General features: G+C 74.8%; 22 protein-coding genes and 1 riboswitch. Of the genes, 13 read left to right on the top strand and 9 right to left on the bottom strand.

Features of this window, described 5'->3' with window-relative positions; all coding sequences use genetic code 11:
• Positions 1-63: 63 nt before the first annotated feature.
• From AB4K12_RS09825 to AB4K12_RS09815, 3 genes are all read right to left on the bottom strand, one after another.
• A complete protein-coding gene (locus AB4K12_RS09825) occupies positions 64-855 on the bottom strand; it encodes an enoyl-CoA hydratase/isomerase family protein (protein ID WP_368433787.1) in 792 nt (263 codons plus the stop codon).
• Positions 856-969: 114 nt separating this feature from the next.
• Positions 970-1,191 carry a helix-turn-helix domain-containing protein gene (locus AB4K12_RS09820; RefSeq protein ID WP_030366669.1) on the bottom strand — a complete coding sequence of 74 codons (222 nt, stop codon included), beginning with the start codon at positions 1,189-1,191 and terminating at the stop codon, positions 970-972.
• A 369-nt stretch (positions 1,192-1,560) separates the two neighbouring features.
• A complete protein-coding gene (locus AB4K12_RS09815) occupies positions 1,561-3,159 on the bottom strand; it encodes an ABC-F family ATP-binding cassette domain-containing protein (protein WP_362257145.1) in 1,599 nt (532 codons plus the stop codon).
• A gap of 281 nt (positions 3,160-3,440) precedes the next feature.
• On the opposite strand from AB4K12_RS09815, the gene AB4K12_RS09810 reads away from it, so the two are divergent.
• Positions 3,441-3,851: a VOC family protein gene (locus AB4K12_RS09810; protein WP_368433786.1), complete on the top strand. Its 411-nt coding sequence runs from the start codon at positions 3,441-3,443 to the stop codon at positions 3,849-3,851.
• Positions 3,852-3,878: 27 nt separating this feature from the next.
• Here the strand turns inward: AB4K12_RS09810 and AB4K12_RS09805 are convergent, their stop codons facing one another.
• The 3 genes from AB4K12_RS09805 to AB4K12_RS09795 all read right to left on the bottom strand — a co-directional run bounded on the left by AB4K12_RS09805 (position 3,879) and on the right by AB4K12_RS09795 (position 7,295).
• A complete protein-coding gene (locus AB4K12_RS09805) occupies positions 3,879-5,267 on the bottom strand; it encodes a hypothetical protein (RefSeq protein WP_368433785.1) in 1,389 nt (462 codons plus the stop codon).
• A gap of 111 nt (positions 5,268-5,378) precedes the next feature.
• Positions 5,379-6,503, bottom strand: a complete 1,125-nt coding sequence (locus tag AB4K12_RS09800; RefSeq protein ID WP_368433784.1) for an alpha/beta hydrolase — start codon at positions 6,501-6,503, stop codon at positions 5,379-5,381.
• Positions 6,504-6,596: 93 nt separating this feature from the next.
• A complete protein-coding gene (locus AB4K12_RS09795; RefSeq protein WP_368433783.1) occupies positions 6,597-7,295 on the bottom strand; it encodes a class II aldolase/adducin family protein in 699 nt (232 codons plus the stop codon).
• 112 nt (positions 7,296-7,407) lie between these two features.
• Here AB4K12_RS09795 and AB4K12_RS09790 point away from each other — a divergent pair, with 112 nt between their 5' ends.
• The 9 genes from AB4K12_RS09790 (at position 7,408) to cobC (ending at position 17,505) form a co-directional block, all read left to right on the top strand.
• A complete protein-coding gene (locus AB4K12_RS09790) occupies positions 7,408-8,664 on the top strand; it encodes an anion permease (protein ID WP_368433782.1) in 1,257 nt (418 codons plus the stop codon).
• 19 nt (positions 8,665-8,683) lie between these two features.
• Positions 8,684-8,926: a hypothetical protein gene (locus AB4K12_RS09785; RefSeq protein WP_086574205.1), complete on the top strand. Its 243-nt coding sequence runs from the start codon at positions 8,684-8,686 to the stop codon at positions 8,924-8,926.
• Between the two features lie 137 nt (positions 8,927-9,063).
• Positions 9,064-9,190, top strand: a riboswitch (cobalamin riboswitch).
• 123 nt (positions 9,191-9,313) lie between these two features.
• On the top strand, positions 9,314-10,273 hold the full coding sequence (locus AB4K12_RS09780) for a cobalamin biosynthesis protein (RefSeq protein WP_368433781.1): 960 nt from the start codon (positions 9,314-9,316) through the stop codon (positions 10,271-10,273).
• Positions 10,270-11,943: a cobyric acid synthase gene (locus AB4K12_RS09775; protein WP_368433780.1), complete on the top strand. Its 1,674-nt coding sequence runs from the start codon at positions 10,270-10,272 to the stop codon at positions 11,941-11,943. Before AB4K12_RS09780 ends, AB4K12_RS09775 begins: the two co-directional genes overlap by 4 nt.
• Positions 11,943-14,042 (top strand): putative cobaltochelatase, encoded by a 2,100-nt coding sequence (locus AB4K12_RS09770; protein WP_368433779.1) that lies wholly within the window; start codon positions 11,943-11,945, stop codon positions 14,040-14,042. Before AB4K12_RS09775 ends, AB4K12_RS09770 begins: the two co-directional genes overlap by 1 nt.
• Positions 14,042-14,641 (top strand): cob(I)yrinic acid a,c-diamide adenosyltransferase, encoded by a 600-nt coding sequence (gene cobO, locus AB4K12_RS09765; protein WP_368433778.1) that lies wholly within the window; start codon positions 14,042-14,044, stop codon positions 14,639-14,641. The genes AB4K12_RS09770 and cobO overlap by 1 nt, the downstream gene beginning before the upstream one ends.
• Entirely contained in the window at positions 14,638-16,041 is a 1,404-nt protein-coding gene (locus AB4K12_RS09760) for a cobyrinate a,c-diamide synthase (RefSeq protein ID WP_368433777.1), read from the top strand. The genes cobO and AB4K12_RS09760 overlap by 4 nt, the downstream gene beginning before the upstream one ends.
• On the top strand, positions 16,038-16,415 hold the full coding sequence (locus AB4K12_RS09755) for a cobalamin biosynthesis protein (RefSeq protein ID WP_368433776.1): 378 nt from the start codon (positions 16,038-16,040) through the stop codon (positions 16,413-16,415). Before AB4K12_RS09760 ends, AB4K12_RS09755 begins: the two co-directional genes overlap by 4 nt.
• Positions 16,416-16,449: 34 nt before the next feature.
• Positions 16,450-17,505: an Rv2231c family pyridoxal phosphate-dependent protein CobC gene (cobC, locus tag AB4K12_RS09750; RefSeq protein ID WP_368433775.1), complete on the top strand. Its 1,056-nt coding sequence runs from the start codon at positions 16,450-16,452 to the stop codon at positions 17,503-17,505.
• Positions 17,506-17,574: 69 nt separating this feature from the next.
• Here cobC and AB4K12_RS09745 read toward each other — a convergent pair whose 3' ends face one another.
• On the bottom strand, positions 17,575-18,711 hold the full coding sequence (locus AB4K12_RS09745; RefSeq protein WP_368433774.1) for an amidohydrolase family protein: 1,137 nt from the start codon (positions 18,709-18,711) through the stop codon (positions 17,575-17,577).
• 428 nt (positions 18,712-19,139) lie between these two features.
• On the opposite strand from AB4K12_RS09745, the gene AB4K12_RS09740 reads away from it, so the two are divergent.
• A complete protein-coding gene (locus tag AB4K12_RS09740) occupies positions 19,140-20,408 on the top strand; it encodes a sensor histidine kinase (protein WP_368433773.1) in 1,269 nt (422 codons plus the stop codon).
• On the top strand, positions 20,363-21,064 hold the full coding sequence (locus AB4K12_RS09735; protein WP_368433772.1) for a response regulator: 702 nt from the start codon (positions 20,363-20,365) through the stop codon (positions 21,062-21,064). Before AB4K12_RS09740 ends, AB4K12_RS09735 begins: the two co-directional genes overlap by 46 nt.
• 48 nt (positions 21,065-21,112) lie before the next feature.
• Here AB4K12_RS09735 and AB4K12_RS09730 read toward each other — a convergent pair whose 3' ends face one another.
• On the bottom strand, positions 21,113-22,252 hold the full coding sequence (locus AB4K12_RS09730) for a serine hydrolase domain-containing protein (protein ID WP_368433771.1): 1,140 nt from the start codon (positions 22,250-22,252) through the stop codon (positions 21,113-21,115).
• A gap of 142 nt (positions 22,253-22,394) precedes the next feature.
• Here AB4K12_RS09730 and AB4K12_RS09725 point away from each other — a divergent pair, with 142 nt between their 5' ends.
• Positions 22,395-23,606, top strand: coding sequence for a TerD family protein (locus tag AB4K12_RS09725; RefSeq protein ID WP_368433770.1), 1,212 nt, complete (start codon positions 22,395-22,397; stop codon positions 23,604-23,606).
• A 125-nt stretch (positions 23,607-23,731) separates the two neighbouring features.
• Here AB4K12_RS09725 and AB4K12_RS09720 read toward each other — a convergent pair whose 3' ends face one another.
• A complete protein-coding gene (locus tag AB4K12_RS09720; RefSeq protein WP_368433769.1) occupies positions 23,732-24,748 on the bottom strand; it encodes an MsnO8 family LLM class oxidoreductase in 1,017 nt (338 codons plus the stop codon).
• Positions 24,749-24,754: the final 6 nt, after the last annotated feature.

Genomic DNA, 24,754 nt, shown 5'->3' with positions numbered 1-24,754 from the left:
ATCGCCACCATAGGCGGGGTCCACGTACCCCGCCCGGGCGGCGACGAACTCCGGCCGGGGCCGTTACTCCCCGAGCCCCGCGAGATCGCGCAGGCGGCGGCCCTGGGCGGCGCGCTCGGCGACGCGCTGCTCGTCGTAGGTGCGGCCGGCCGCGCCGCGCAGCAGGGCCTTGGTCTCGATGACGGCGTCGCGCGGGGCGGCCAGCAGGGCGGCGGTCAAGTCGTCGACGGCCCCCGAGAGTTCGGCGGCGGGGACGACCACGTTGGCCAGGCCCGTGAGCTCGGCCTCGGTGGCGGAGACGAAGCGTCCGGTGGCGCAGATCTCGAGCGCGCGGGCGTAGCCGACGAGCGACACCAGCGGCTGGGTGCCGCCGAGGTCGGGCACCAGGCCCAGGCTGGTCTCGCGCATCGCGAACTGGGCGTCGTCCGCGCAGACCCGCAGGTCGCACGCCAGAGCGAGCTGGAAGCCGGCGCCGATGGCATGGCCCTGCACGGCCGCTATGGAGACGATGTCGTTGCGCCGCCACCAGGTGAACGCCTCTTGGTACGTGGCGATTTCGGCGTCGAGCGCCTCGTCCGTGCCGCGTGCGAGGTCGATGAAGGAGGGCTCGCCGTCGAAGCCCTCGGGGGTGAAGGCCTGGCGGTCGAGGCCCGCGGAGAAGGACTTGCCCTCTCCCCTGAGCACCACCACCCGCACGGAACCCGGCAGCAGCCGGCCCGCTTCGGTCAGCGCCCGCCACAGCGCGGGCGACTGAGCGTTGCGCTTGGCGGGATGGGTGAGCGTGACGGTGGCAACCGTGTCCTCGACGGTGAGCTGTACGCCGTCCTGGTCGAGCAGGGTTTTGCGAGCAGTCATGGGGGCCTCCGAATCGGCCGCAGTCGCGTTGGTTGACTGCACAGTAACCACCCGGTCGGCCGGTCGGCCGACCGGGTGGGACTGTCCTGACTGCTGTGCTGGGAGTGCGCGGCGTCAGGCCGAGGCGGCCTTCTTGCCGCGCGTTGCTCCGCCGCGACCTCGCAGGATCACGCCGGATTCGCTGAGCATCCGGTGCACGAAGCCATAGGAGCGACCGGTCTCTTCGGCCAGCGCCCTGATACTCGCACCGGAGTCGTACTTCTTCTTCAGGTCTGCCGCGAGCTTTTCGCGCGCGGCGCCGGTCACCCGGCTGCCCTTCTTCAGAGTCTCGGCCACCCGTGCCTCCTCATGGGAGATGCGCCTCTTGTCTCTCATGATCACCCCTAGGCGGCCTCCTGGCCACCCATTCGGCAAGGTCGATGCGAAGTCCGCGGGAAAGAGATCCCGCGTTTTCCGGCCGGGAGGGCCCTCGGAGCAGGCGATTCCAGGTGATCCGGCTCGTACGGCCGTACGGGTGGCGAGGTGAAGCGGCAGGTCAGACGGGGCACTCCCCCGCGCGGCGCGAACGGCGCCCCGCACCTCGCACAGCGCGTGCGCCGGGGCACGGGGAGGTGTGGGGGTACGAGCCGCCCTCACTCAGATGATGGATCACCCGTCGGCCGAATGATCCGGACCACACTGATCAAGAAGCCGGGGTGCGACCCGTCAGGCGAGTGCCACCAGGTCCGCGTAGTCCGGGCCCCACAGGTCCTCGACGCCGTCGGGCAGCAGGATGATCCGCTCGGGCTCGAGCGCGTCCACGGCGCCCTCGTCGTGCGTCACCAGCACGACCGCGCCCTTGTAGGTGCGCAGGGCGCCGAGGATCTCCTCGCGGCTGGCGGGGTCGAGGTTGTTGGTGGGCTCGTCCAGCAGGAGGACGTTGGCGGAGGAGACCACCAGCGTGGCCAGGGCCAGCCGGGTCTTCTCACCGCCGGAGAGCACGCCCGCGGGCTTGTCGACGTCGTCGCCGGAGAACAGGAACGAGCCCAGCGTCTTGCGGACCTCGACGAGGTCCAGGTCGGGAGCGGAGGAGCGCATGTTCTCCAGGACCGTGCGGTCCGGGTCGAGCGTCTCGTGCTCCTGGGCGTAGTAGCCGAGCTTGAGGCCGTGGCCGGGGGTGACCTGGCCGGTGTCGGGCTTCTCCGTGCCGGCGAGCAGCCGCAGCAGGGTGGTCTTGCCGGCGCCGTTGAGGCCGAGGATGACCACGCGGGAGCCCTTGTCGATGGCCAGGTCGACGTCGGTGAAGATCTCCAGCGAGCCGTAGGACTTCGACAGGCCCTCCGCCGTCAGCGGGGTCTTGCCGCAGGGCGCGGGCTCGGGGAAGCGCAGCTTGGCGACCTTGTCGGAGACGCGGACCTCGTCCAGGCCCTTGAGCAGCCGCTCGGCGCGCTTGGCCATGTTCTGCGCGGCGACGGTCTTGGTGGCCTTGGCGCGCATCTTGTCGGCCTGCGAATTGAGGGCCGCGGCCTTCTTCTCGGCGTTCTGGCGCTCGCGCTTGCGGCGCTTCTCGTCGGCCTCGCGCTGCTGCTGGTAAAGCTTCCAGCCCATGTTGTAGACGTCGATGGTCGAGCGGTTGGCGTCGAGGTAGAAGACCTTGTTGACGACGGTCTCGACGAGGTCGACGTCGTGGGAGATGACGATGAAGCCGCCGCGGTAGGTCCTGAGGTAGTCCCGCAGCCAGGCGATGGAGTCGGCGTCGAGGTGGTTGGTGGGCTCGTCCAGGAGCAGCGTGTCGGCGTCCGAGAAGAGGATCCGGGCCAGCTCGACGCGGCGGCGCTGGCCGCCGGAGAGGGTGTGCAGCGGCTGGGTCAGGATGCGGTCGGGCAGGCCCAGGCTGGCGGCGATGGTCGCGGCCTCCGCCTCGGCGGCGTACCCACCCTTGGTGAGGAACTCCGTCTCCAGGCGCTCGTACTTCTTCATCGCGCGCTCGCGGGTGGCGCCCTTGCCGTTGGCCATCCGGTCCTCGTTCTCGCGCATCTTGCGCAGGACGGAGTCCAGGCCGCGCGCGGAGAGGATGCGGTCGCGGGCGAGGACGTCGAGGTCGCCGGTGCGGGGGTCCTGCGGGAGGTAGCCGACCTCGCCGGAGCGGGCGATGTTGCCCGCGGCGGGGATGCCCTCACCGGCGAGGCACTTGGTGAGGGTGGTCTTGCCGGCGCCGTTGCGGCCGACCAGGCCGACGCGGTCGCCCTTGGCGATGCGGAAGCTGGCGGACTCGATGAGGACGCGTGCGCCGGCGCGCAGCTCGATACCGGAGGCGGTGATCACGGGGGTTTCTACTCCTGGGCGAAGTGGACGGCGGTGGGACGGACTGGGGTCGCGATGACGCCGTCTAATGCGCGAGGAGGAATGCCATGCGGACCAGTCTAACGGGGGCGCGCAAGCGGATTCGCGGGCCTCGTGCGCCGCCCCCTGGCACGCCGGAAGGGGCGGGGAGGGCTCGGTTCGCCGATACTCGGGGTGGAAAGCCCTGGCCTGAGGGGTGCCGGGCCCTCGGGGCGACCCGCGGCGTCGCGACACCTTCCGCCGGCGCACGAGGAGCGAGCGTCATGACGGACACCCCCACGGCCTCGCCGGCCGTCTCCCCCGCCCTGCTGTACGACGACGCGCAGGCGGCGATCCGCCAGCTCACGGAGGCCTTCGGCTTCCTGCGGACCGCGCTGTACGAGAGCGAGGACGGCACCGTGCTGCACGCCGAGCTGGTCTACGGCAACGGCATGGTGATGATCGGCTCCCGGGGACGCGGCGGCGTCTTCGACCACGCGATGCGGCAGGCGGGCCCGGCGGGGGTCTATGTCGTCGTCGAGGACGCCGACGCCCACCACGCGCGGGCGGTGGAGCACGGCGTGGAGGTCCTGACGCCCCCGACGGACCAGGAGTACGGCTCCCGCGACTACATGGCGCGGGATGTCGGGGGCAACATCTGGACCTTCGGCACATACGCCCCGAAGGGGCCGTGAATCACCGGCTGAGGATCCCGGCCCCGGTCAGGCGCCGCCCCGGTGCACCTGGAAGGCGGCCCGGCGCACGGCCTTGGCCAGCGCCGGGTCGGGGTGGGCGGCCGCCAGCGCGACCAGCACCTGGACCGTGCGGGGGTGCCCTACGGCCCGTACCTCCTCCAGCAGGCCGGGGACCGTGCCCTGGACGGCGGAGTCGAGGTGGCGGACCAGCAGCCGGCTCTCCCCGTGGTCCGCGACGGCGGCGGCCGTGTCCACCCACAGCCACGTCGCCTCCTCCCGCGTGAGGACCTCCGCCGCCTCCTCGGGGTCGTGCCCCTCGTGCTCGGCGAGCCACAGCAGGGCGTACGGGCGCAGCACCGGCTCCTCGGCCGCCGACCGTACGGTGGGCTCGGCGGGGGCGCCGACCGCCCGCAGGGCCTCGAAGGCCAGGCCCCGGACCATGGCGTCGTCGGCGCGGGCGGCGTCCAGGAGCTCGGCGACGGCGCTGCGCACGGGCCGGGCGGCCAGCCAGGCGCGGTACTCGGCGCGGGCGGGCCCGGGGGTGAGGTCGGCGCAGCCGCGCAGCATGGCCTCGGCGGACAGTTCGATGTTGCCGGCGGGGCTCTGCGCGGCGACGCAGATCTGCTCGAGCTTGACCCACACCGCCCAGTTCCCCAGGGGCGTGAGCAGGGCCTCGGCGCGCGCCCCGGCGTCGCCCCGCATGACGAGCGCGCCCACGGAGGCGAGGCCGCGCAGCGCCCAGTCGAGCAGCTCGGGGAGCGGATCCCCGGCGACCGGGGCGGGAGCGGGGGCCGGGGGCGGCTGGGTGCCGTAGGGGACCTCGCAGCGTTCGGCGCGGATCTCCGCGACGCGCTGCTGGAGCAGGTCGAGCAGCATGGCGACGGAGACCGGGCCGGCCGACAGGTGCATGACGGACAGCAGCTGGGGGGCGGCCTCGACGACCTCGGCGGCGAGGGTCGGGTCGGTGCCGGCGGGCTCGGGGTGGGCGAGCGACCAGGCGTCGAAGAGGGCGACCCAGCCGCGCAGCACGGCGCTGTCGTCGCGGTCCCAGGCCTGCAGCCGCCAGCCGGGGCGGGCGGTGCCGTCGTGGAGCTCGAGGAGCCCGGCGAGGCGGGCGCGGTCCCACTCGGAGCGCACCTGGCCGGCCGTCAGTCCCAGTGCCGCGGCGGCCCGGTCGACGGTCTCGTCGCACAACCCGCCGCCGCGGGCGCACTCGTCGGCGGCCCAGCGGGCCAGCCGGACCGCGCCGGCGAGTCCTGCTCTGGCCTGCCGGGCCAGTTCCGGCCGGGCCGGGGTGCCTGCGGGCGGTCGGGGCGCCGGGCGGGAGCCCCGGTTCGCCACGGCCCGGCGGGCGGCGGCGATCGGCTGTCGGGGGACGAGTCTGAGCCGGGAGTCGCGCGGAGTACGGGACGTCACAGGAGCAGTCTTGCCGTTCACGCTCCGAAAACCCAATCGGAATCAACTATCCGGCCGCGCGCACCCCGTGATGGGAAGTCGCAGGCAGGGCGCGGGCGCCGCGCGCGCCCGCTACATCAGGGGGATCAGGAAGCGCCGCAGGGTCTCCTCGTAGCCCGCCGGATCGACGTTCCAGGACCCGGCGTGGCCGGCTCCGCGGACGGTCCGCAGGGTGATCAGTTCCGGTCGTCCGGCGGCGAGTTCGCGGGAGTGCTCCAGCGGCGCGAGGGGGTCGTCGGTGCCGTGCACCACGAGGGTGGGTACGGACACGTGGGCCGGGTCGGCGGCGTCCAGCAGGCTGCCGGGGGCGAGGCCGATCCTGCCCTCGGTCGCCCGGACCGCAAGCGGAATGAGTGGTGCCGGGACGCGGTGGGCGGCGAGGGCGCGCAGCGCGGCGGGCCAGTCGAGGACCGGGGAGTCCAGCACGAGGCCGGCGACATGGCGACCGAGCGAGGACTCCTGGGCGGCGAGCAGGGCCATGGTGGCGCCGGTGGACCAGCCGTGCAGCACGACGCGGCGGGCGCCGTGGCGCAGGGCGTACCGCAGGGCGGCATCGAGATCCCGCCATTCCCTCGCGCCGAAGTGGCTGATTCCGTGCGCCGGGCGGGGTGCTCCGGGGTCGCCCCGGTAGGTGACGGCGAGCACGGGCAGCCGCTGGGCGTGCAGGAACGGCAGGAGGTTCATGGCGTGCTCGCGCGTGGTGCCCAGGCCGTGCACGGTGATCACCCAGGTGTCGCGGGCGGCGGGCACGAACCAGGCGGGCAGCGGTCCCAGCTCGCCGGGCACGTCCACGTCGGCGTGGTCCAGGCCGAGCGCGTCGCGCGGGTTGCCCGCGTGCAGCCGCGGGGTCAGCCAGACGTGGTCGCCCTGCCGCGGACTGCCGTGCGCGACGCGCTCCAGGCGCCGTACGACGCAGTGGTGGGGGTGCGAGACGTCGGCCACCACGCCCCCGATCACGGCGTGCACGCCGCGCCCGGTCAGGCCGTAGGTGCCGGGGCGCAGCGCGGCGGGGGTGCGGGTGAGCGTGACGGTGCCCGGGCCGGTGTCGTGGACGGCGATCCTCGCCTCGCCGGGCGGCGGCCGGCCGGGGCCGGCCTTGAGGGCAGCGTCACCGGCGTACCGTCCGGCCGCCACCGCGGCCGCTCCGGCACCGATCACGGTGGCGGCGGTCAGGGCCGCCGCCCGGCGCGGGTCCATCACCCCCAGTGTGGGCTCGGGCCCCGGCCGGGGCCAGTGGGCGTGGCGGCCCGGCGCGCCGCGCCCGCGGGACGTGCGCGCCGGGGCCCGGGGTCACTCCCCCCGCTGCCCGTAGCCGCGCAGCCGGGCGGCCGTCTCGTCCAGCTGCCCGGGGGTGAGCAGGGCCGGGGCGCGGCCGGGGACGGTGGCGGCGGCGAGCCAGACCCGGCACATCCACTCGAGCTGGGCGGTGCGGTCCAGGGCCTGCTCGAGGGTGGCGCCGTACGTGAGGGTTCCGTGGTTGCGCAGCAGGCAGCCGCTGCGGCCGTCGAGGGCGGCGAGGACGTGGGCGGCCAGTTCGTCGCTGCCGTAGACGGCGTAGGGGGCGACGCGGACGGGGCCGCCGAGGGCGGCGGCCATGTAGTGGATCAGCGGGACCTCGTCGACGAGGGTGGAGACGGCCGTGGCGTGCACGGCGTGGGTGTGCACGATCGCGGCGGCGTCGGTGGCGCGGTAGACGGCGAGGTGCATGGGCAGCTCGCTGGTGGGGGTCAGTTCGCCGATCACCTGGCGGCCGGCGAGGTCGACTCCGGTGATGTCGTCGGGGCCCAGACGGTCGTAGGGGACGCCGCTGGGCGTGACGAGCACCACGTCCCCGACCCTGGCGGAGACGTTGCCGGAGGTGCCGACGACCAGCCCGTCGGCCGTGGTGCGGCGGGCCGTGGCCACCACCTCGGCCCAGGCGCGCCTTGGGTCCTCGGCCGCCGGGCCGGCGTCGCGTCCGCTGCCGCTGATCTCTTCCTGCGCACTCATCGGTCGTCGCCTCCGGTTCACGAAATGGTCCGGCCGGGCCCAGTTCACCTTCCGTTCACCCTGAGTCCCTACGGTCGCCGCGTACTGACCATCGAGCTGATTGCCTGGGTGAATGGAAAACATCACGCTTCTCATCGGGATCGTGATCGTCACGGCCTTGGTGTTCGACTTTACGAACGGCTTCCACGACACGGCCAACGCCATGGCCACCACCATCTCCACCGGGGCCCTCAAGCCCAAGGTGGCCGTGGCCATGTCGGCCGTGCTCAACCTCGTCGGCGCGTTCCTGTCCGTTGAGGTCGCCAAGACGATCTCCGGCGGGATCATCGACGAGACCGCGGGCATCAGGCCGGAAGTGATCTTCGCCGGGCTCGTCGGCGCGATCGTCTGGAACCTGCTGACCTGGCTCGCGGGCCTTCCCTCCAGCTCCTCGCACGCCCTCTTCGGCGGCCTGATCGGTGCCACGGTCGTCGCCGTCGGCTTCGACGCGGTCAACACCGACAAGGTCGTGATGAAGGTCCTCATCCCGGCCGTCGCCGCGCCGCTGGTGGCCGGCATCGCCGCCTGGTGCGCGACCCGGCTCACCTACCGCCTCGCCCGGGGCCGCGACGAGCAGGAGACCGCCAAGGGCTACCGCGCCGGGCAGATCGCCTCGGCCGCCCTGGTCTCCCTCGCCCACGGCACCAACGACGCCCAGAAGACCATGGGTGTGATCACCCTCGCGCTGGTCGCCGGCGGCGTCGTCGCCCCGCACTCCGACCCGCCCATGTGGGTCATCGTCTCCGCGGGCCTGGCCATCGCGCTCGGTACGTACCTCGGCGGCTGGCGCATCATCCAGACGCTCGGCAAGGGTCTGACCGACATCAAGCCCGCCCAGGGCTTCGCCGCCCAGACCGGCGCCGCGACCGTCATCCTCGCCTCCTCGCACATCGGCTTCGCGCTCTCCACCACCCAGGTCTGCTCCGGCTCGATCATGGGCGCCGGCCTCGGCCGCAAGGGCGGCGTGGTGCGCTGGTCCACCGCCGGCCGCATGGTCATGGCCTGGGGCCTGACCCTGCCCGCCGCGGGCCTGGTCGCCGGTGGCGCCGCCCTCCTCGCCGACCAGGGCGACTGGGGCGTGGCCGCGGTCGCCGTCCTCGGCCTCGGCGTCTCGGGCGCGATCTGGCTGGCCTCGCGCCGCAAGCCGGTGACGCACGACAACGTCAACGACCTCAACCAGCCGCAGGGCGTGGACGCCGAGCCCCTCGAGCCCGCCGGCGTCATCACCGCCGCCCTCCAGGCCGTCGCCCCGCCGCCGGCCGGCCCCCTGGCCGCCGCCCCGGCGACCGCCTCCTCCGCCCCCGCCGCCCCCGCCGCGGCGACGAGCTAAGGAACCAAGGAACCCCGTCATGCAGATCAACTGGGAAGCCCTCGGCCAGGTCTTCGGCGTCAGCCTCGTCGTGACCGTCGCGCTCGTCGGCGTCTTCACCCTCGGCATCGTCGGCACCGCGCCCCGCAAGGCCCAGGAGCAGCCGGACGGCACCGTCGCCGCGCCCGTCGCTCCCAACGCGCTCCTGCGCACCGGCGCGTACGCCTGCTTCGCGCTGTGCGCGGCCGCCGTCGGATACGGCATCTTCCTCATCGTCTCCTGAGGGCGCCCTCCGGGTGCTTCCGAGCGCCCGGAGCACCTCCGCATATCCCTCCCACGGCCCGGGAAGGCCGCAGGTCAGCTGTGAGTTGACTGCCCTTCCCGGGCCGTGGTGCACTTCCGGAGCCAAACGGCGACAGCAGAGGAAGCCGGTGTGAATCCGGCGCGGTCCCGCCACTGTCACCGGGGAGCGTCCTCCACCGAGGGCCACGGCCCGCCCCGCGGGCTGGAAGGCCGGAGCGACGTCGATCCGGGAGCCAGGAGACTCTGGTCGCCGGTCACGTCGAGCCAGGGCGCGGACCCTGAGTGAGGACACATCGCCATGCCCGGCCGCCGCATACCGTCCGACAGTGAGCCCCCCTTCCGCCGAGGCGCGACGGCGGCCTGACCGATGCGCGCCGATCACCTCGGTTTCGCGTGCGGTGCGGCCCTCGGCTTCGCCGGTGACCTCCTCCTCGGCGACCCCCGCCGCGGCCATCCCGTGGCCGCCTTCGGGCGCGCCGCGCACGCCGTCGAACAGCGCCTGTGGCGCGACCATCGCGGCACGGGCGCCCTGCACACCCTGCTGTGCGCGGGCGGCGCCGTGGCCGGCGCCGGGCTGCTGGCCCGTACCGCACGCCCCTCCCCCACGGCGCGCGTCGCCCTGACCGCCGCCGCCACCTGGGCCGTCCTGGGCGGCACATCGCTGGGCCGCGAGGCGCGCGCCGTCGGCGGGGCGCTCGCCGCCGGCGACCTGGCGGCCGCCCGGAAGCGGCTGCCCCACCTGTGCGGCCGCGATCCGCAGGCCCTGGACGAGCAGCAGATCGCGCGCGCGGTCGTGGAGTCCGTCGCCGAGAACACCTCCGACGCCGTCGTGGGCGCCCTGGTGTGGGGAGCGCTCGGCGGCGTGCCCGGGCTGGTGGGCTTCCGCGCCGTGAACACCCTCGACGCCATGGTCGGCCACAGGTCCCCGCGCTACCGCCGGTTCGGCTGGGCCTCCGCCCGCCTCGACGACGTCGCCGGCTGGCCCGGCGCCCGGCTCACCGCCGCCCTCGCCGTCCTCGCGGGCCCCGACCCGCGCGGCGCCCTGCGCGTCGCCCGCCGCGACGCCTCCCGCCACCCCAGCCCCAACGCCGGCCCCGTCGAGGCCGCCTTCGCCGGGGCGCTCGGGGTACGCCTCGGCGGCACCCTCGCCTACGCGGGCCGCGTCGAGCACCGCCCCGTCCTGGGCGCGGAGAACCGGCCGGTCGAGGTCGCGGACGTCGAACGCGCGGTGCGGCTCTCGCGCCGGGTGTCGGTCCTGGCCCTGGGAACGGCCCTGCTGACTAGGACGGTCGTCGCGACCGTGACGAGGAGGAAGCGTTGTCGGTGACAGCTGGGAGGGGCGGGGGCCTGCTGGTGGCCGGCACGACCTCCGACGCGGGCAAGAGCGTGGTGACCGCCGGGATCTGCCGCTGGCTGGTCCGCAAGGGCGTCAACGTCGCGCCGTTCAAGGCGCAGAACATGTCGCTCAACTCGTACGTCACGCGCGAGGGCGCGGAGATAGGGCGCGCGCAGGCCATGCAGGCCGCGGCCGCGCGCGTCGAGCCCAGCGCGCTCATGAACCCGGTGCTGCTCAAGCCCGGCGGCGACCGCAGCAGCCAGGTCGTCCTGATGGGCAAGCCGGTGGGCGAGCTCAGCGCGCGCGGCTATCACGCGGGCCGCCAGGAGCAGTTGTTCGGCACGGTGACGGAGTGCCTGGAGGAGCTGCGGCGTACGCACGACGCGGTCATCTGCGAGGGCGCCGGCAGCCCGGCGGAGATCAACCTGCGGCGCAGCGACATCGTCAACATGGGCATCGCGCGGGCCGGCCGGCTGCCCGTGGTCGTCGTCGGCGACATCGACCGGGGCGGCGTCTTCGCCTCCTTCTTCGGCACCACGGCGCTCCTCTCGCCCGAGGACCAGGAACTGATAGCGGGCTACATCGTCAACAAGTTCCGGGGCGACGTGAGCCTGCTGGAGCCCGGCCTGGACATGCTGCGCGACCTGACGGGCCGGCGGACGTTCGGCGTGCTGCCTTTCACCCACGGCCTGGGCATCGACGAGGAGGACGGCCTGAGGGTCTCGCTGCGCGGCGCCGTCCGCGAATCGGTGGTGGCCCCGCCGCACGGCGCCGACGTGCTGCGGGTGGCGGTGTGCGCGGTACCGCTGATGTCCAACTTCACGGACGTGGACGCCCTCGCGGCCGAACCGGGCGTCGTGGTGCGCTTCGTGGACCGGCCCGAGGAACTCGCCGACGCCGACCTCGTGGTCGTACCGGGTACGCGCGGCACGGTCCGCGCGCTGGCGTGGCTGCGCGAACGCGGCCTCGCCGACGCGCTCGCCCGGCGCGCGGCGGAAGGCCGCCCGGTGCTGGGCGTCTGCGGCGGCTTCCAGCTGCTGGGCGAGCGGATCGAGGACGAGGTGGAGTCCCGCGCCGGTGTGGTCGAGGGCCTCGGCCTGCTGCCCGTACGCGTGCGCTTCGCGGCGGAGAAGACCCTGGCGAGGCCGGTGGGCACCGCCCTGGGCGAACGAGTGGAGGGCTACGAGATCCACCACGGCGTCGCGGACGTCCACGGCGGCGACGAGCCGTTCCTCGACGGCTGCCGGGTCGGCGCCGTCTGGGGCACCCACTGGCACGGCTCTCTGGAGAGCGACGGCTTCCGCCGGGCGTTCCTGCGCCGGGTCGCACAGGCGGCCGGACGGGCGTTCGTCCCGGCGCCGGACACGTCGTTCGCGGCGCTGCGCGAGGAACAGCTGGACCGGCTGGGCGACCTGATCGAGGAGCACGCGGACACGGATGCGCTGCTGCGGCTGATCGAGGACGGGGTGCCGCGCGGTTACCCGTTCATACCGCCGGGGGCGCCATCTCCACCTGCGCGGAGCCCCTACGCTGCGGACGGCCGTCGACTTGGCAGTACCCGGCTCACCTCCGCACCCGCGGAGCAGAGCGACAGCCTGGCAGGCCCAGCGGCCACCACCGCGCCCATTCGGACCGAATCCCTCGAAGGGGGTAACACCTGATGGCCCCGGCCACCTACCCGTTCACCGCGATCGTCGGCATGGACGACATGCGACTGGGCCTGCTGCTCAACGCCATCGCGCCGTCCATCGGCGGAGTGCTCGTACGGGGTGAGAAGGGCACCGCGAAGACGACGACCGTCCGGGCCCTGTCCACGCTGCTGCCGGTGGTCGACACCATCACCGCCTGCCGCTTCTCCTGCGACCCCGCCGCCCCGGACCCCTCGTGTCCCGACGGCCCGCACGAGGGTGGGTCGAGCGCCACCCGGCCCGCCCGTATGGTCGAACTGCCCGTCGGGGCCTCGGAGGACCGGCTCGTCGGCGCGCTCGACATCGAGCGGGCGCTGGCCGAGGGCGTCAAGGCGTTCGAGCCGGGCCTGCTGGCCGACGCGCACCGGGGCGTGCTGTACGTCGACGAGGTCAATCTCTTGGGCGACCACCTGGTCGACGCCCTCCTCGACGCGGCGGCGACCGGAGCCGCCTACGTGGAACGCGAAGGCGTCTCCGTCCGTCACGCGTCCCGCTTCCTCCTCGTCGGCACCATGAACCCCGAGGAGGGCGAGCTGCGTCCGCAGCTGCTGGACCGCTTCGGGCTGACCGTGGAGGTCGCGGCCTCGCGGGAGACCGACGAGCGCGTGGAGGTCGTCCGCCGCCGCCTCGCCTACGACGAGGACCCGGCGGCGTTCGCCGCCAAGTGGGCCGCCGAGGAGGACGCGCTGCGCGAGCGCATCGCCGCCGCGCGGGCGCTGCTGCCGGACGTACGGCTCGGTGACGGCGCGCTGCGCCGGATCGCGGCGGTGTGCGCCGGCTTCGAGGTGGACGGCATGCGCGCGGACATCGTGACCGCGCGCACCGCGACCGCGCTGGCCGCGTGGGCGGGGCGTACGGACGTGACGACGGCGGACGTCCGGCAGGCGGCGCTGCTGTCGCTGCCGCACCGGCGGCGGCGCAACCCCTTCGATGCCCCCGGCCTGGACGAGGACCGGCTGGACGAGATCCTCGACGGATTCGAGGACGACGAGCCGGAGCCCGAGCCGGACCCGGAGCCCGAGGGCCCGGACGACGACGGTCCCGACGGCGGCGGCCCGGGCGACCGCGGTCCCGACGGCGGACGGCCGCAGGACGGGCCGGAGCGGGCGGACACCGCTCCCGACGTGCCGGGGCAGCGGCAGGACTCCGGCTCGCCCGCGCCCCAGGAGGGCTCGAGCGCTCCGGAAGCCGCGCCCGGCACCGGAGGCGAGGCCCCCGAGGCCGCCGCCGTGGCCGCGGCCGACCCCTTCCGGGCTCGCAGGTTCGACGTGCCCGGGCTGGGCGAGGGCGCCGACGGGCGCCGGTCGCGCGCCCTGACCGCGCATGGGCGCACCACGGGGGCGCGCCGCCCCCGGGGCGGGGCGCTGGGCAGGCTGCACCTCGCGGCGACCGTGCAGGCCGCCGCCCCGCACCAGCGGGCGCGCGGGCGCAGCGGGCCGGGCCTGGTGGTGCGCCGTGACGACCTGCGCGAGGCGGTGCGCGAGGGCCGCGAGGGCAATCTGGTGCTGTTCGTGGTCGACGCCTCCGGTTCCATGGCGGCGCGCAAGCGGATGAGCGCCGTCAAGGGCGCGGTGCTGTCGCTGCTGATGGACGCGTACCAGCGCCGGGACAAGATCGGCATGATCACCTTCCGGGGCTCCGGCGCGGAGGTGGCGCTGCCGCCGACGTCGTCGGTGGAGGCGGGTGCGGCGCGGCTGGAGAAGCTGCCGACCGGCGGTCGTACGCCGCTGGCCGCGGGGCTGCTGCAGGCGCGTGAGGTGCTGCGGGTGGAGCGGATGCGCGACCCGTCGCGCCGGCCGCTGCTGGTGGTGGTGACGGACGGCCGGGCCACCGGTGGTCCCGAGCCGCTGGCGCGGGCCGCGCGGGCGGCGGGGCTGCTGGCCGGCGAGGGCACGGCGTCGGTCGTCGTGGACTGCGAGGCGGGGCCGGTGCGGCTCGGGCTCGCGGGCGAGCTGGGCCGGGCGCTGGGCGGGCCGGTCGTGACGCTCGAGGAACTGCGCGCGGACAGCGTCGCCACTCTCGTACGCGGGGTGCGTACCGTACGGAACACGAACTCGAGGAGGGCCGCGTAATGCCCAAGGGACAGCCGACCGTCGTACCGGAGGACGGGCTCACCACGCGTCAGCGGCGCAACAGGCCGCTGGTCTTCGTCCACACCGGCACCGGCAAGGGCAAGTCGACGGCGGCCTTCGGCCTGGCGCTGCGGGCGTGGAACCAGGGCTGGCCGATCGGGGTGTTCCAGTTCGTGAAGTCGGCGAAGTGGAAGGTCGGCGAGGAGAACGCGCTGCGCGTGCTGGGCGCCTCCGGCGAGGGCGGGGCGGTCGACTGGCACAAGATGGGCGAGGGCTGGTCGTGGATCCAGCGCGACAGTGAGCTGTCCAACGAGGAGAAGGCCCGCGAGGGCTGGGAGCAGGTCAAGCGGGACCTGGCGGCGGAGAAGTACAAGCTCTACGTGCTGGACGAGTTCGCCTATCCGATGCACTGGGGCTGGATCGACACCGACGAGGTGATCGAGGTGCTGCGCGACCGGCCGGGCACCCAGCACGTCGTCATCACCGGCCGCAACGCCCCGGAGAAGCTGGTGGAGTTCGCCGACCTGGTGACGGACATGACCAAGGTCAAGCACCCGATGGACGCCGGCCAGAAGGGCCAGCGGGGCATCGAGTGGTGAGTACGCGCATCCCCCGGCTGGTGATCGCCGCGCCGGCGTCCGGCAGCGGCAAGACCACCGTGGCCACGGGCCTGATGCGGGCGTTCGCGGACGCGGGGCTCGCGGTGTCCCCGCACAAGGTCGGGCCGGACTACATCGACCCGGGGTACCACTCCCTGGCGACGGGCCGCCCGGGCCGCAACCTGGACTCCTTCCTGTGCGGCCCGGAGCGGATCGCCCCGCTGTTCCTGCACGGGGCGGCGGGCTGCGACCTGGCCGTCGTCGAGGGCGTCATGGGCCTGTACGACGGGGCGGCCGGGCAGGGCGAGCTGGCGTCGACGGCGCACGTGGCGAAGCTGCTGCGGGCGCCGGTCGTCCTGGTCGTCGACGCGTCGTCGCAGTCGCGGTCGGTGGCGGCGCTGGTCCACGGCTTCGCCTCCTGGGATCCGGAGGTCCGGGTGGCGGGGGTGATCCTCAACAAGGTCGGCTCGGACCGTCACGAGGCACTGCTGCGGGAGGCCCTGGACGAGTCGGGGGTCGAGGTCCTGGGCGCGGTGCGGCGGGCGGCTCCGGTGCACACGCCGTCCCGGCACCTGGGGCTCGTACCGGTCGCCGAGCGGCGGGCCGAGGCGGTCGACGCCGTGGCGGAGTTCGCCGCGCGCGTGCGGGAAGGCTGCGACCTGGAGAGGCTCCTGGCCCTGGCGCACTCGGCACCGCCACTGGAAGCCGAGCCATGGGAGCCCGGTTCGTGGGCAGGCGTTCCGCAAGGCGGAACGGGTGGGCACGAAGCGACCACCGGCGCGCACCCGAACGGCGCCCCCGTGATCGCCGTGGCCGGCGGCGCCGCGTTCACCTTCTCGTACGCCGAGCACACCGAGCTGCTGCGCGCGGCCGGCGCGGAAGTCGTCACCTTCGATCCCCTCCGCGACGAGGCCCTGCCGGAACGCACGGCCGCCCTCGTCATCGGCGGCGGCTTCCCCGAGATGTACGCCCCGGAGCTCTCCGCCAACGAGCCCCTGCGCGAAGCCGTGGCCGCCCTGGCGGCCGGCGGCGCACCGATCGCCGCCGAATGCGCCGGCCTGCTCTATCTCTCCCGCACCCTCGACGGAAAGCCGATGTGCGGCGTCCTCCCGGCGGACGCCCGCATGTCGGAGCGCCTCACCCTCGGCTACCGGGAGGCGGTGGCGATCGCCGACAACCCGCTCGCCGCCGCCGGCACCCGCGTCCGCGGGCACGAGTTCCACCGCACGGTGACCGACCCGGCCGCCGGGGCCGCCCCGGCCTGGGGGATCACCCATCCCGCGCGCCGGGTGGAGGGCTTCGCCCAGGGCGGCGTGCACGCCTCGTACCTGCACGTCCACTGGGCGGGAGCCCCCGGCACGGCGGCGCGGTTCGTGGCCGCGGCGGCGGGCGCGCGGTGAGTGCCGCGCTCTGCGTCGGCGTCGGCGCGTGTCGTGACGTGGCCGCCGACGAGGTGCTCGCCCTGGTCGGGGGCGCCCTGGCGGAGGCCGGCGGCGGCACGGTCGCCGTCCTGGCCACCGTGGAGGCGCGGGCCGCCGAGCCGGGGCTGCTGGAGGCGGCCGCGCGCCTGGGCGTGCCCCTGACCGCCTACGCCGCGGCGGTCCTCGCCGCGCAGCCGGTCCCGCACCCTTCCGAGGTGGCCCGCAGGGCCCTGGGCACGCCCGGTGTCGCCGAGGCGGCCGCGCTGGTGGCGGCCGGCCCGGGGGCGGTCCTCGCCGTGCCGAAACGGAAGTCCGCGCACGTCACGGCGGCCGTCGCGCGCCGCCCCGCGTGAACGCCGCGCACGCGCCCTCAGTACCGTCTATCGCATGCACGAATCGACCGAGCCCGACCTGCGGCACCACGGAGACGCCGAAGTACGCGGCATGGGCGCGGAACTGACGGACCTCGCGGTCAATGTGCGGGCCGGTACGCCCCCGCTGTGGCTGCGCGAGCGCATAGCCGGCTCGCTCGGCTCGCTCGCCGCGTACCCGGACGGCCGGGCGGCCCGGCGGGCGGTGGCCGCGCGCCACGGGCTGCCGGAGGAACGGGTGTTGCTGACGGCGGGTGCGGCCGAGGCGTTCGTGCTGCTGGCCCGGGCGCTGCCGGTGCGGCGGCCGGTGGTGGTGCATCCGCAGTTCACCGAGCCGGAGGCGGCGCTGCGGGACGCCGGGCACACGGTGGAGCGCGTGGTGCTCGACGCGGCGGACGGGTTCCGCTTCGATCCTCGGGCGGTGCCCGGGGACGCGGACCTGGTGATCGTGGGCAACCCCACCAACCCGACCTCGGTGCTGCACCCCGCCCGCGCGCTGGCGCGCCTCGCCCGGCCGGGGCGGATCCTGGTCGTGGACGAGGCGTTCATGGACGCCGTGCCCGGGGAGCGGGAGTCCCTCGCCGCCCGTACGGACCTGCCGGGGCTGATCGTGCTGCGCAGCCTCACCAAGACCTGGGGGCTGGCGGGGCTGCGCGTCGGGTACGTGCTGGCCTCGCCCGGCAAGATCGCCCGGCTCGAGCGGGCCCAGCCGCTGTGGCCGGTGTCCTCGCCGGCGCTGGCGGCGGCGGAGGCCTGCAGCGCGGCCCCGGCCCTGGCGGAGGCGGCGGCGGCCGCGGACCGGATCGCCGCCGACCGGGCCCATCTGCAGCTGCGCCTCTCGGAGTTCGCCGAGGTGACCGTGTACGGGCCGGCGGCCGGGCCGTTCGTGCTGATCCGGCTGCCCCGGGCCGCGGCCGTGCGGACACGGCTGCGCGGCCTGGGCTTCGCGGTGCGCCGGGGCGACACGTTCCCGGGCCTGGGGCCGGACTATCTGCGGCTGGCGGTACGGGACCGCGCGACCACGGATCGCTTCGCCGCCGCCCTGGAGGAGGCGCTGACCACCGTCGTCTGAGGCCCGGCGGCCGCCGGGTCGGGTCCGCGAAGTCCGGACGGCCGGCGACGACTGCCGCTCGCGCCCGGTTCAGCTCACCACGCGCCCCCTCAGCACCACCCGGCGCGGGGCGCCCAGGACGCGTACGTCGGCGCGCGGGTCGGCCTCGTACACCACGAGGTCCGCGGGTGCGCCCTCCTCGATCCCGGGCCGGCCCAGCCACGCGCGTGCGCCCCAGGTCGCGGCCGACAGCGCGGCCGCCGGCGGTATGCCCGCCGTGACCAGCTCGGCGACCTCCTGGGCGACCAGGCCGTGGGGCAGCGAACCGCCCGCGTCCGTGCCGACGTAGACGGGGATGCCGGCGTCGTAGGCGGCGCCCACGGTCGCGTAGCGCCGCTCGTGGAGCCGGCGCATGTGGTCCGCCCAGCGGGGGAACTTGCCCTCGCCACCGGCCGCGAGGCGGGGGAAGGTGGCGATGTTGACCAGCGTCGGCACGATGGCCACGCCGCGCTCGGCGAAGAGCGGGATCGTCTCCTCGGTCAGCCCGGTGGCGTGCTCGATGCAGTCGATGCCCGCCTCCACCAGCGGCGCGAGGGTCTCCTCGGCGAAGCAGTGGGCGGTGACACGGGCACCCAGCCGGTGCGCCTCGGCGATGGCGGCCTCGACCTCGCCGCGCGGCCAGCAGGCCCCCAGGTCGCCGGTCTCGCGGTCGATCCAGTCGCCCACCAGCTTGACCCAGCCGTCGCCCCGCCGCGCCTCGCGCGCCACGTACGCCACCAGGTCCTCGGGCTCGATCTCGTGCGCGTAGTTGCGGATGTAGCGGCGGGTGCGGGCGATGTGCCGGCCGGCGCGGATGATGCGGGGCAGGTCCTCGCGGTCGTCGATCCAGTGGGTGTCGGAGGGCGAGCCCGCGTCGCGCAGCAGCAGCGCCCCGGCGTGACGTTCCGTCAATGCCTGCTTCTCGGCGGTCGCCTCGTCGACGGCGCCGTGCGCGTCGAGGCCGACGTGGCAGTGCGCGTCCACCAGGCCGGGCAGCACCCAGCCCTCGACGGTGGTGACGTCGCGCGCCCCGGCCGGCCGGTCGAAGGTGATCCGCCCGCCCACCACCCACAGCTCGTCGCGCACCCCGTCGAGGGGGTCCGCGCCGGTCAGTATCCGTCCCTTGATGTGCAGCACCGGCGGCTCCCGCAGGTCACGCACCGCCGCGCTCTCGTTCATGGAGGCCATGCACGCACTGTACGAGCCCGCGGCCGCCCCGGACGGGCCCCGGTCACCCTTCCTGAGGACGATCCTGGGATGGGACCGGGGCAGGGCAACCCGGCGCGCCGCATGGGGCGTGGGCACGAGGAGAATCTCCGACCGGCGGCCGAGACGGTCTGCCGTTCAGGCCGACGTGCCGGGACGGCCGGTGCGGAATTCTGGACTTATGAGCAACTTGACGCAACATTCACAGCAGATCATGCCGAAGACGGTTGTTTCCCCTCAGTTCATGCCTTCAGGGCTCCATGGGAACCGGGACGACCATCCCACCCGCCGCACCCCGCCCGGTGCGGGCCCCTGACGTCCAGGGCCGTCACCTACCCTGTCCAGGTGATCATCGGACTGCCCGCCCGCGCGACCGCCGCCCGGCGCGCGACCGCCGCGGCCCGTACTCCGTGACGGCCGCCCCGCGCCGCCTGGCGCGCGCGACGCTGGGCAGCCGGGCCCGGCTGCGATGGGTGCACCAACTGCTCGGCGGCGCGCTGCTGATGCCCTTCTACCTGCTGGCGAACACCGTGCTGGCGCTGTTCGTGCCCGGCACCAGCATCTTCATGAGCCCCTCCATAGGCTGGCAGTTCGCCACCTTCGCGCTGGCCCTCCCGCCCGCCGCCGTCACGGGGCTCTACCCGCTCGCACGGCCGCTGATGGGCGGCGCCGTGCGGGCGCTGTGCGGGGTGCCGAAGGAGGAGCTGGACCCCCGGCCCAGCCGGTCGTGGGCGGCGCGGGTGCGCACGGCGGCCTGGTACGTGCTGCACCTGCTGACCGGCGGGATCGTCAGCGGGATGTCGCTGGCCACCCCGCCCGCCGCGCTGTACCTGCTCGTCCTTCCCCTGCTGGGCGATCACGGCCGGGCCCACGACACCGGCTGGGTCGCGTTCTTCCGGGGCCCCGGGCTGGCGCTGGCCCCTGCGGCCGGGCTGGGGCTGCTGGCGCTGGTCGTCGCCACCTCCTGGGCCGCCGGCAGCCTGCTGGCGCGCTGCGCCCCCGTCCTGCTGGGGCCGACGCCGGCCGACCGCCTCGCCGAGGCCGAACGGCACGCCATGCGGCTGGCCCTGCGCAATCGACTGGCCCGGGAGCTGCACGACTCCGTCGGGCACGCGCTCAGCGCGGTGTCCCTGCAGGCGAGCGCCGCGCGCAGGGTCCTGGACAGCGACCCGGAGTTCGCCCGGCAGGCCCTGGCCGCCATCGAGGAGACCACGCGCGAGGCGGTCGGCGAACTCGACACCGTCCTCGGCCTGCTGCGCGAGGACGGCCCCGCCTCCTCCGCGCCCGCCCCCACCCTCGCCGGCCTGGACGGCCTCCTCAGGCGCACCCGCGCCGCGGGCGGCGAGGTCGACTGCGCCGCGCCCCGGGACCTGGAGAAGATACCGCCGGTCGTCTCCCGCGAGGCGTACCGGATCGTGCAGGAAGGCCTCAGCAACGCCCTGCGGCACGCGGGCCGGGTGCCCGTACGCCTGCGGATCACCCTGGACGACGAGGACCTGGAGGTCACCTTGGAGAACCCCGTGCGGCCCGCCGCCGCCCCCCGCCGCCCGGGCGGCGGCCGCGGACTGACCGGCATCGCCGAGCGCGCCCGGCTGCTGCGCGGCAGCGCCGCCTCGGGCGAGCGCGACGGCGTATGGCGGCTGTCGGTGCGCCTGCCCCTGCGGGGGGACGCCCGGTGACGCCGATACGCATCGTGCTCGCCGACGACGAGCACCTGGTCCGCACCGCCCTGCGGGCCATCCTGGGCGCCGAGCCGGGGCTGGAGGTCGTCGGCGAGGCCACCACCGGCGCGGAGGCCGTGTCGCTGGTGCGCGAGACGCGCCCCGACATCGTGCTGATGGACGTGCGGATGCCCGAGGTCGACGGCATCCGGGCCACCGAGCGCATCCTGGCCACCATGGACGCGCCGCCGCGCGTCATCGTCGTCACCACCTTCGAGAACGACAGCTACGTCTACGACGCCCTGCGCGCCGGCGCCTCCGGCTTCCTCCTCAAGCGGGCGGGCGCCGACGAACTGGTCCAGGCCGTACGGGTGGTGGCCCGCAGCGACTCGCTGCTCTTCCCCTCGGCGGTACGGGCCCTGGCCGCCGCCCACACCGCCCGGCGGGCGGACGACGCGGCGCGCAGGCTGCGCGAGCGGCTGTCGGGGCGCGAGAGCGAGGTGCTCGAGCTGATGACGGCCGGCCTGTCGAACGCCGAGATCGCCGAACGGATGCACGTGGGCGCGGCGACGGTCAAGTCGCACGTGGCGGCGGTGCTGGCCAAGCTGGGGGTGCGCGACCGCACCCAGGCGGTCATCGCCGCCTACGAGTGCGGTTTCGTCTCCCCCCGCTGACCGGGCCCGGTCCCGCGCCGGCGGACGCGACGTCCGCCGGCGCGGAGGTCAGCCGATGCAATCGTGCACGGCCTTGATCAGCACCGCGGTCTCGGGGGCGGCGCCACCGGGGAAGGCGAAGCGTCGCCGGGTGTAGCCGACGGCCATACCGGTGCTGGGGTCGGCGAGCGCCTGCGACCCGGCCGCGCCACTGTGCCCGAAGGACCGCGCGCCGAGGAAGGGGTAGTCGGCCGACGAGGAGGAGAAGCCCAGCCCGAACACGTTGTGCGAGCCCAGCACCAGGTCGTGGCCGACCGAGTGCGGCTGGGCGAACTCGGCCGCCGTCGTGGGCGTCAGCAGCGGCGCCTTGCCGTCGACCTCGCTGATGGCGGCCGCGTACATGCGCGCCAGGCCGCGCGCGGAGCCGATGCCGCCCACCGAGGCGGGCCCGGCGGCGCGGACCGCCCGGGAGTTGGCCAGGGACTCCAGGTCCGTGGGCACCACGTGGTGGCGGTTGAAGGCGATGCCGCCCCAGCTGTGGGCGCCGGGCTCCGTCTCCGCCAGGGCGCGCTTCTGCTCGGGCGTGGGGTCCATGGGCTGGTTGTCGAGGAACCGGTGCTCGTGCTCCTCGGGCAGGCCGAGGTAGAGGTCGATGCCGTACGGGGCCCGGACCCGCGTCTCGTAGACCTCCTGGAGGGCGGCACCGGTCGCGCGCCGGACGATCTCGCCGGTCAGGGCCCCGATGACGAAGGCGTGGTAGCCGAAGGCGCTCCCCGGCCGCCAGTAGGGACGCTGGGCGGCCAGCCGCCGGGAGAGGGCCCGGTCGTCGGCCAGCTCCTCGGCGGTGAAGCCGCCGTCGACGCCGATCACTCCGGCGCGATGGGACATCAGGTCCCGCAGGGTGACGTCCTCCTTGCCCGCGGCGCCGAACTCGGGCCAGTAGTGACGTACCTCCTTGTCCAGCTCCAGTGTGCCGTCCTGGACCAGCAGCGCCACGGTCAGATACGCGGCGCCCTTGGTGGAGGAGAACACTCCGGTGAGCGAGTCCCCCGTGATCCCCGGTCCGCCCCACAGGTCCACGACCAGCCGTCCGCCGACATAGGCGGCCAGCTGCGCGGAGTGCCCGGCGCGCTCCTGCGCCAGCGTGGCCTCGAAGGCCTCGCGTACCTGCTCGAACCCCTCGGCGACGGTGCCCTGCGCGAAAGTCACGATGTCCCCCCACTATCAAGATCGAGATACGGATGCGTCCATTCCAGCCGCCCCGGCCGTTCGAATATTCCCCCTCCACTCTTCGGGCCCCGGGTCATGGAACCGCAAAGCCCCATGACTCGTTACCCGGGACATGACCGCTATGACACCTGGCTCGAACATCCCCCTCTCCGTCGCCCGTGTGACGGTGGACGTCACCGCCCCGGTGCGGCTCGACGTGTCGGGCCTGCTGCTCACCGCCGACGGCAAGGTGCGCTCCGACGACGACTTCGTCTTCTACAACCAGCCCAACGGCCCGGGCGTGAGCCACCGGGCCGCGTCCGGCGCCACGCCCGACGCGATCACCGTCGACACCGCGGCCGTCCCGGCCGCCATCGAGAAGATCGTGGTCACGGCGAGCCCGGACGCCCAGGGCGCCACCTTCGCCGGCATCGAGCCGACCGCGACCGTCCGCAACGCCGACGACGGTTCGGTGCTCGCCACGTTCACCCCGCCCCGGCTGGGCACGGAGACGGCGCTGCTGGTCGTGGAGGTCTACCGCCGCAACGGCGCGTGGAAGGTCCGGGCGGTCGGCCAGGGGTACGCCGACGGCCTCGCGGGCATCGCCACGGACTTCGGCGTGAGCGTCGAGGAGCCGGCCCCGGCCGCCCCGCCGGCGGCGGCCCCGGTGGCCCCGGCGGTCGTCCCGCCCATGCCCGTCACCGCTCCCCCGGCGCCGCTGCACGCGCCCGCCGTTCCGGCCGCGCCCGCGGCACCCGCCGCCCCCGCCGCGCCCGGCAAGGTCAACCTCGACAAGGGCCGGGTGAGCCTCCGCAAGAACGAGACGGTCTCCCTGGTCAAGGGCGGGCAGCCGCTGACCCGTTCGGTGCGGATGGGCCTGGGCTGGGAGCCCGCCTGGAACAGCCGGGCCATCGACCTGGACGCCTCGGTCATCGCCTACGGCCCCGAGCGCAACATGATCGACGCCTGCTACTTCGGCCGGCTGCAGATCCTGGGCGGCACCATCCAGCACTCGGGCGACAACCTCACCGGCGACGGCTCGGGCGACGACGAGACCATCACCGTCCACATGGGCGGCCTGCCGCCGGAGGTGACGGGCCTGGTCTTCACGGTCAGCTCGTTCAACGGCCAGAAGTTCACCGAGGTCGCCAAGGCCTACTGCCGCCTCCTGGACGCCCAGACCGGCGAGGAGCTCGTCCGCTTCGACCTGACCGGGTCCGAGCCGAAGACGGGCGTCCTCATGTGCAAGTTCATCCGTCAGTTCTCGGGCGAGTGGGAGATGACGGCCATCGGCGACTACGTCAAGGCCAAGACGGTCCGCGACCTGGTGCAGCCGGCCGCGCAGGCGCTGTAGGCGCCGTCCGGCCGCGAGGCCATGACGAGCGGGCCCGGATCGTCTCCACGATCCGGGCCCGCTTCGTCATTTCCTGCGGCCGGGGGTCGGCTCCGGGCGCCAGGCAGCGGCAGGCGGGGGAAGGATCACCCTGACGTCCCGGATGTGCCGCCGGGCAGTGGCACTCCGGCCAGCCTCCGGTAGGAGTCGAGCAGCGCGCCGGTGTCGTACGAGCTGGTGGTGATCAGCACCTCGTCGGCGGCGGTCCGCCGCACCAGGGCGGTGAGGGCGGCGGCCACGTCCTCCTCCGTGCCGTGGACGTGCCCGCGCAGCGCGTCCTCGAAGAACGTCCGCTCCCGGTCCGTCATGTCCAGCGCCTCGATCTCCTCGGCCGGCCGCAGCGGTGGGAACACTCCGTGGGTGCGGGAGTGGGCCAGAGCCCACGCCTCGGGGACGAGCAGCCGCCGGGCGGCCTCCCGGGTGTCCGCCACCGCGACGTTGCCCGCGACGACCACGTACGGCTCGTCCCGCCACGGCGAGGGCGTGAAGGCCGCCCGGTACCGCCCGATCGCCGCGGCCGTCGCCTCCCCGCCCGTCACGCCCCCGACGACCAGGGCGGCCCCCGCCCGGGCCGCGACCTCGGCCCCCGCGTCGTTGGCCAGCACGAACAGCGGCACCCGCAGCCCCTCGGCGGGAAAGGCGTGCACCCCGGGGAAGCGGCGCCCGCCCCCGCCGAACCACTCGGCGAGCTCCGCCAACTGCTCGTCGAAGCCCCCCATCGCCTCCTTCTCGGTGCCCAGCGCCCGCCGGATGCCGTCCGTGAAGCCCACCGACCGGCCGAGCCCCATGTCGATCCGGCCGGGGAAGAGCGACTCCAGCACCCCGAACTGCTCGGCGACCACCAGAGGCCGGTGGTTGGGCAGCATCACCCCGCCCGTGCCGACCCGGATGCGGGAGGTCGCCGCGGCCACCGCCGCCGCGAGCACGGTCGGCGCCGACCCGGCGACCCCCGGCACGCTGTGGTGCTCCGCCACCCAGAACCGGTGGTAGCCCAGCGCCTCCGCCTCCCGCGCGAACCGCACGGTCGCGCGCAGCGCCTCCCCCGGCTCCCGCCCCCGCCGGGTGCGGGAGCGGTCGAGGACGGAGAGCCGGAGAGAGGTCACCCCCTC

Source organism: Streptomyces sp. C36, assembly GCF_040932295.1.
Taxonomy (GTDB): domain Bacteria; phylum Actinomycetota; class Actinomycetes; order Streptomycetales; family Streptomycetaceae; genus Streptomyces; species Streptomyces triculaminicus.
This window is presented reverse-complemented; position numbering and strand designations above follow the sequence as displayed.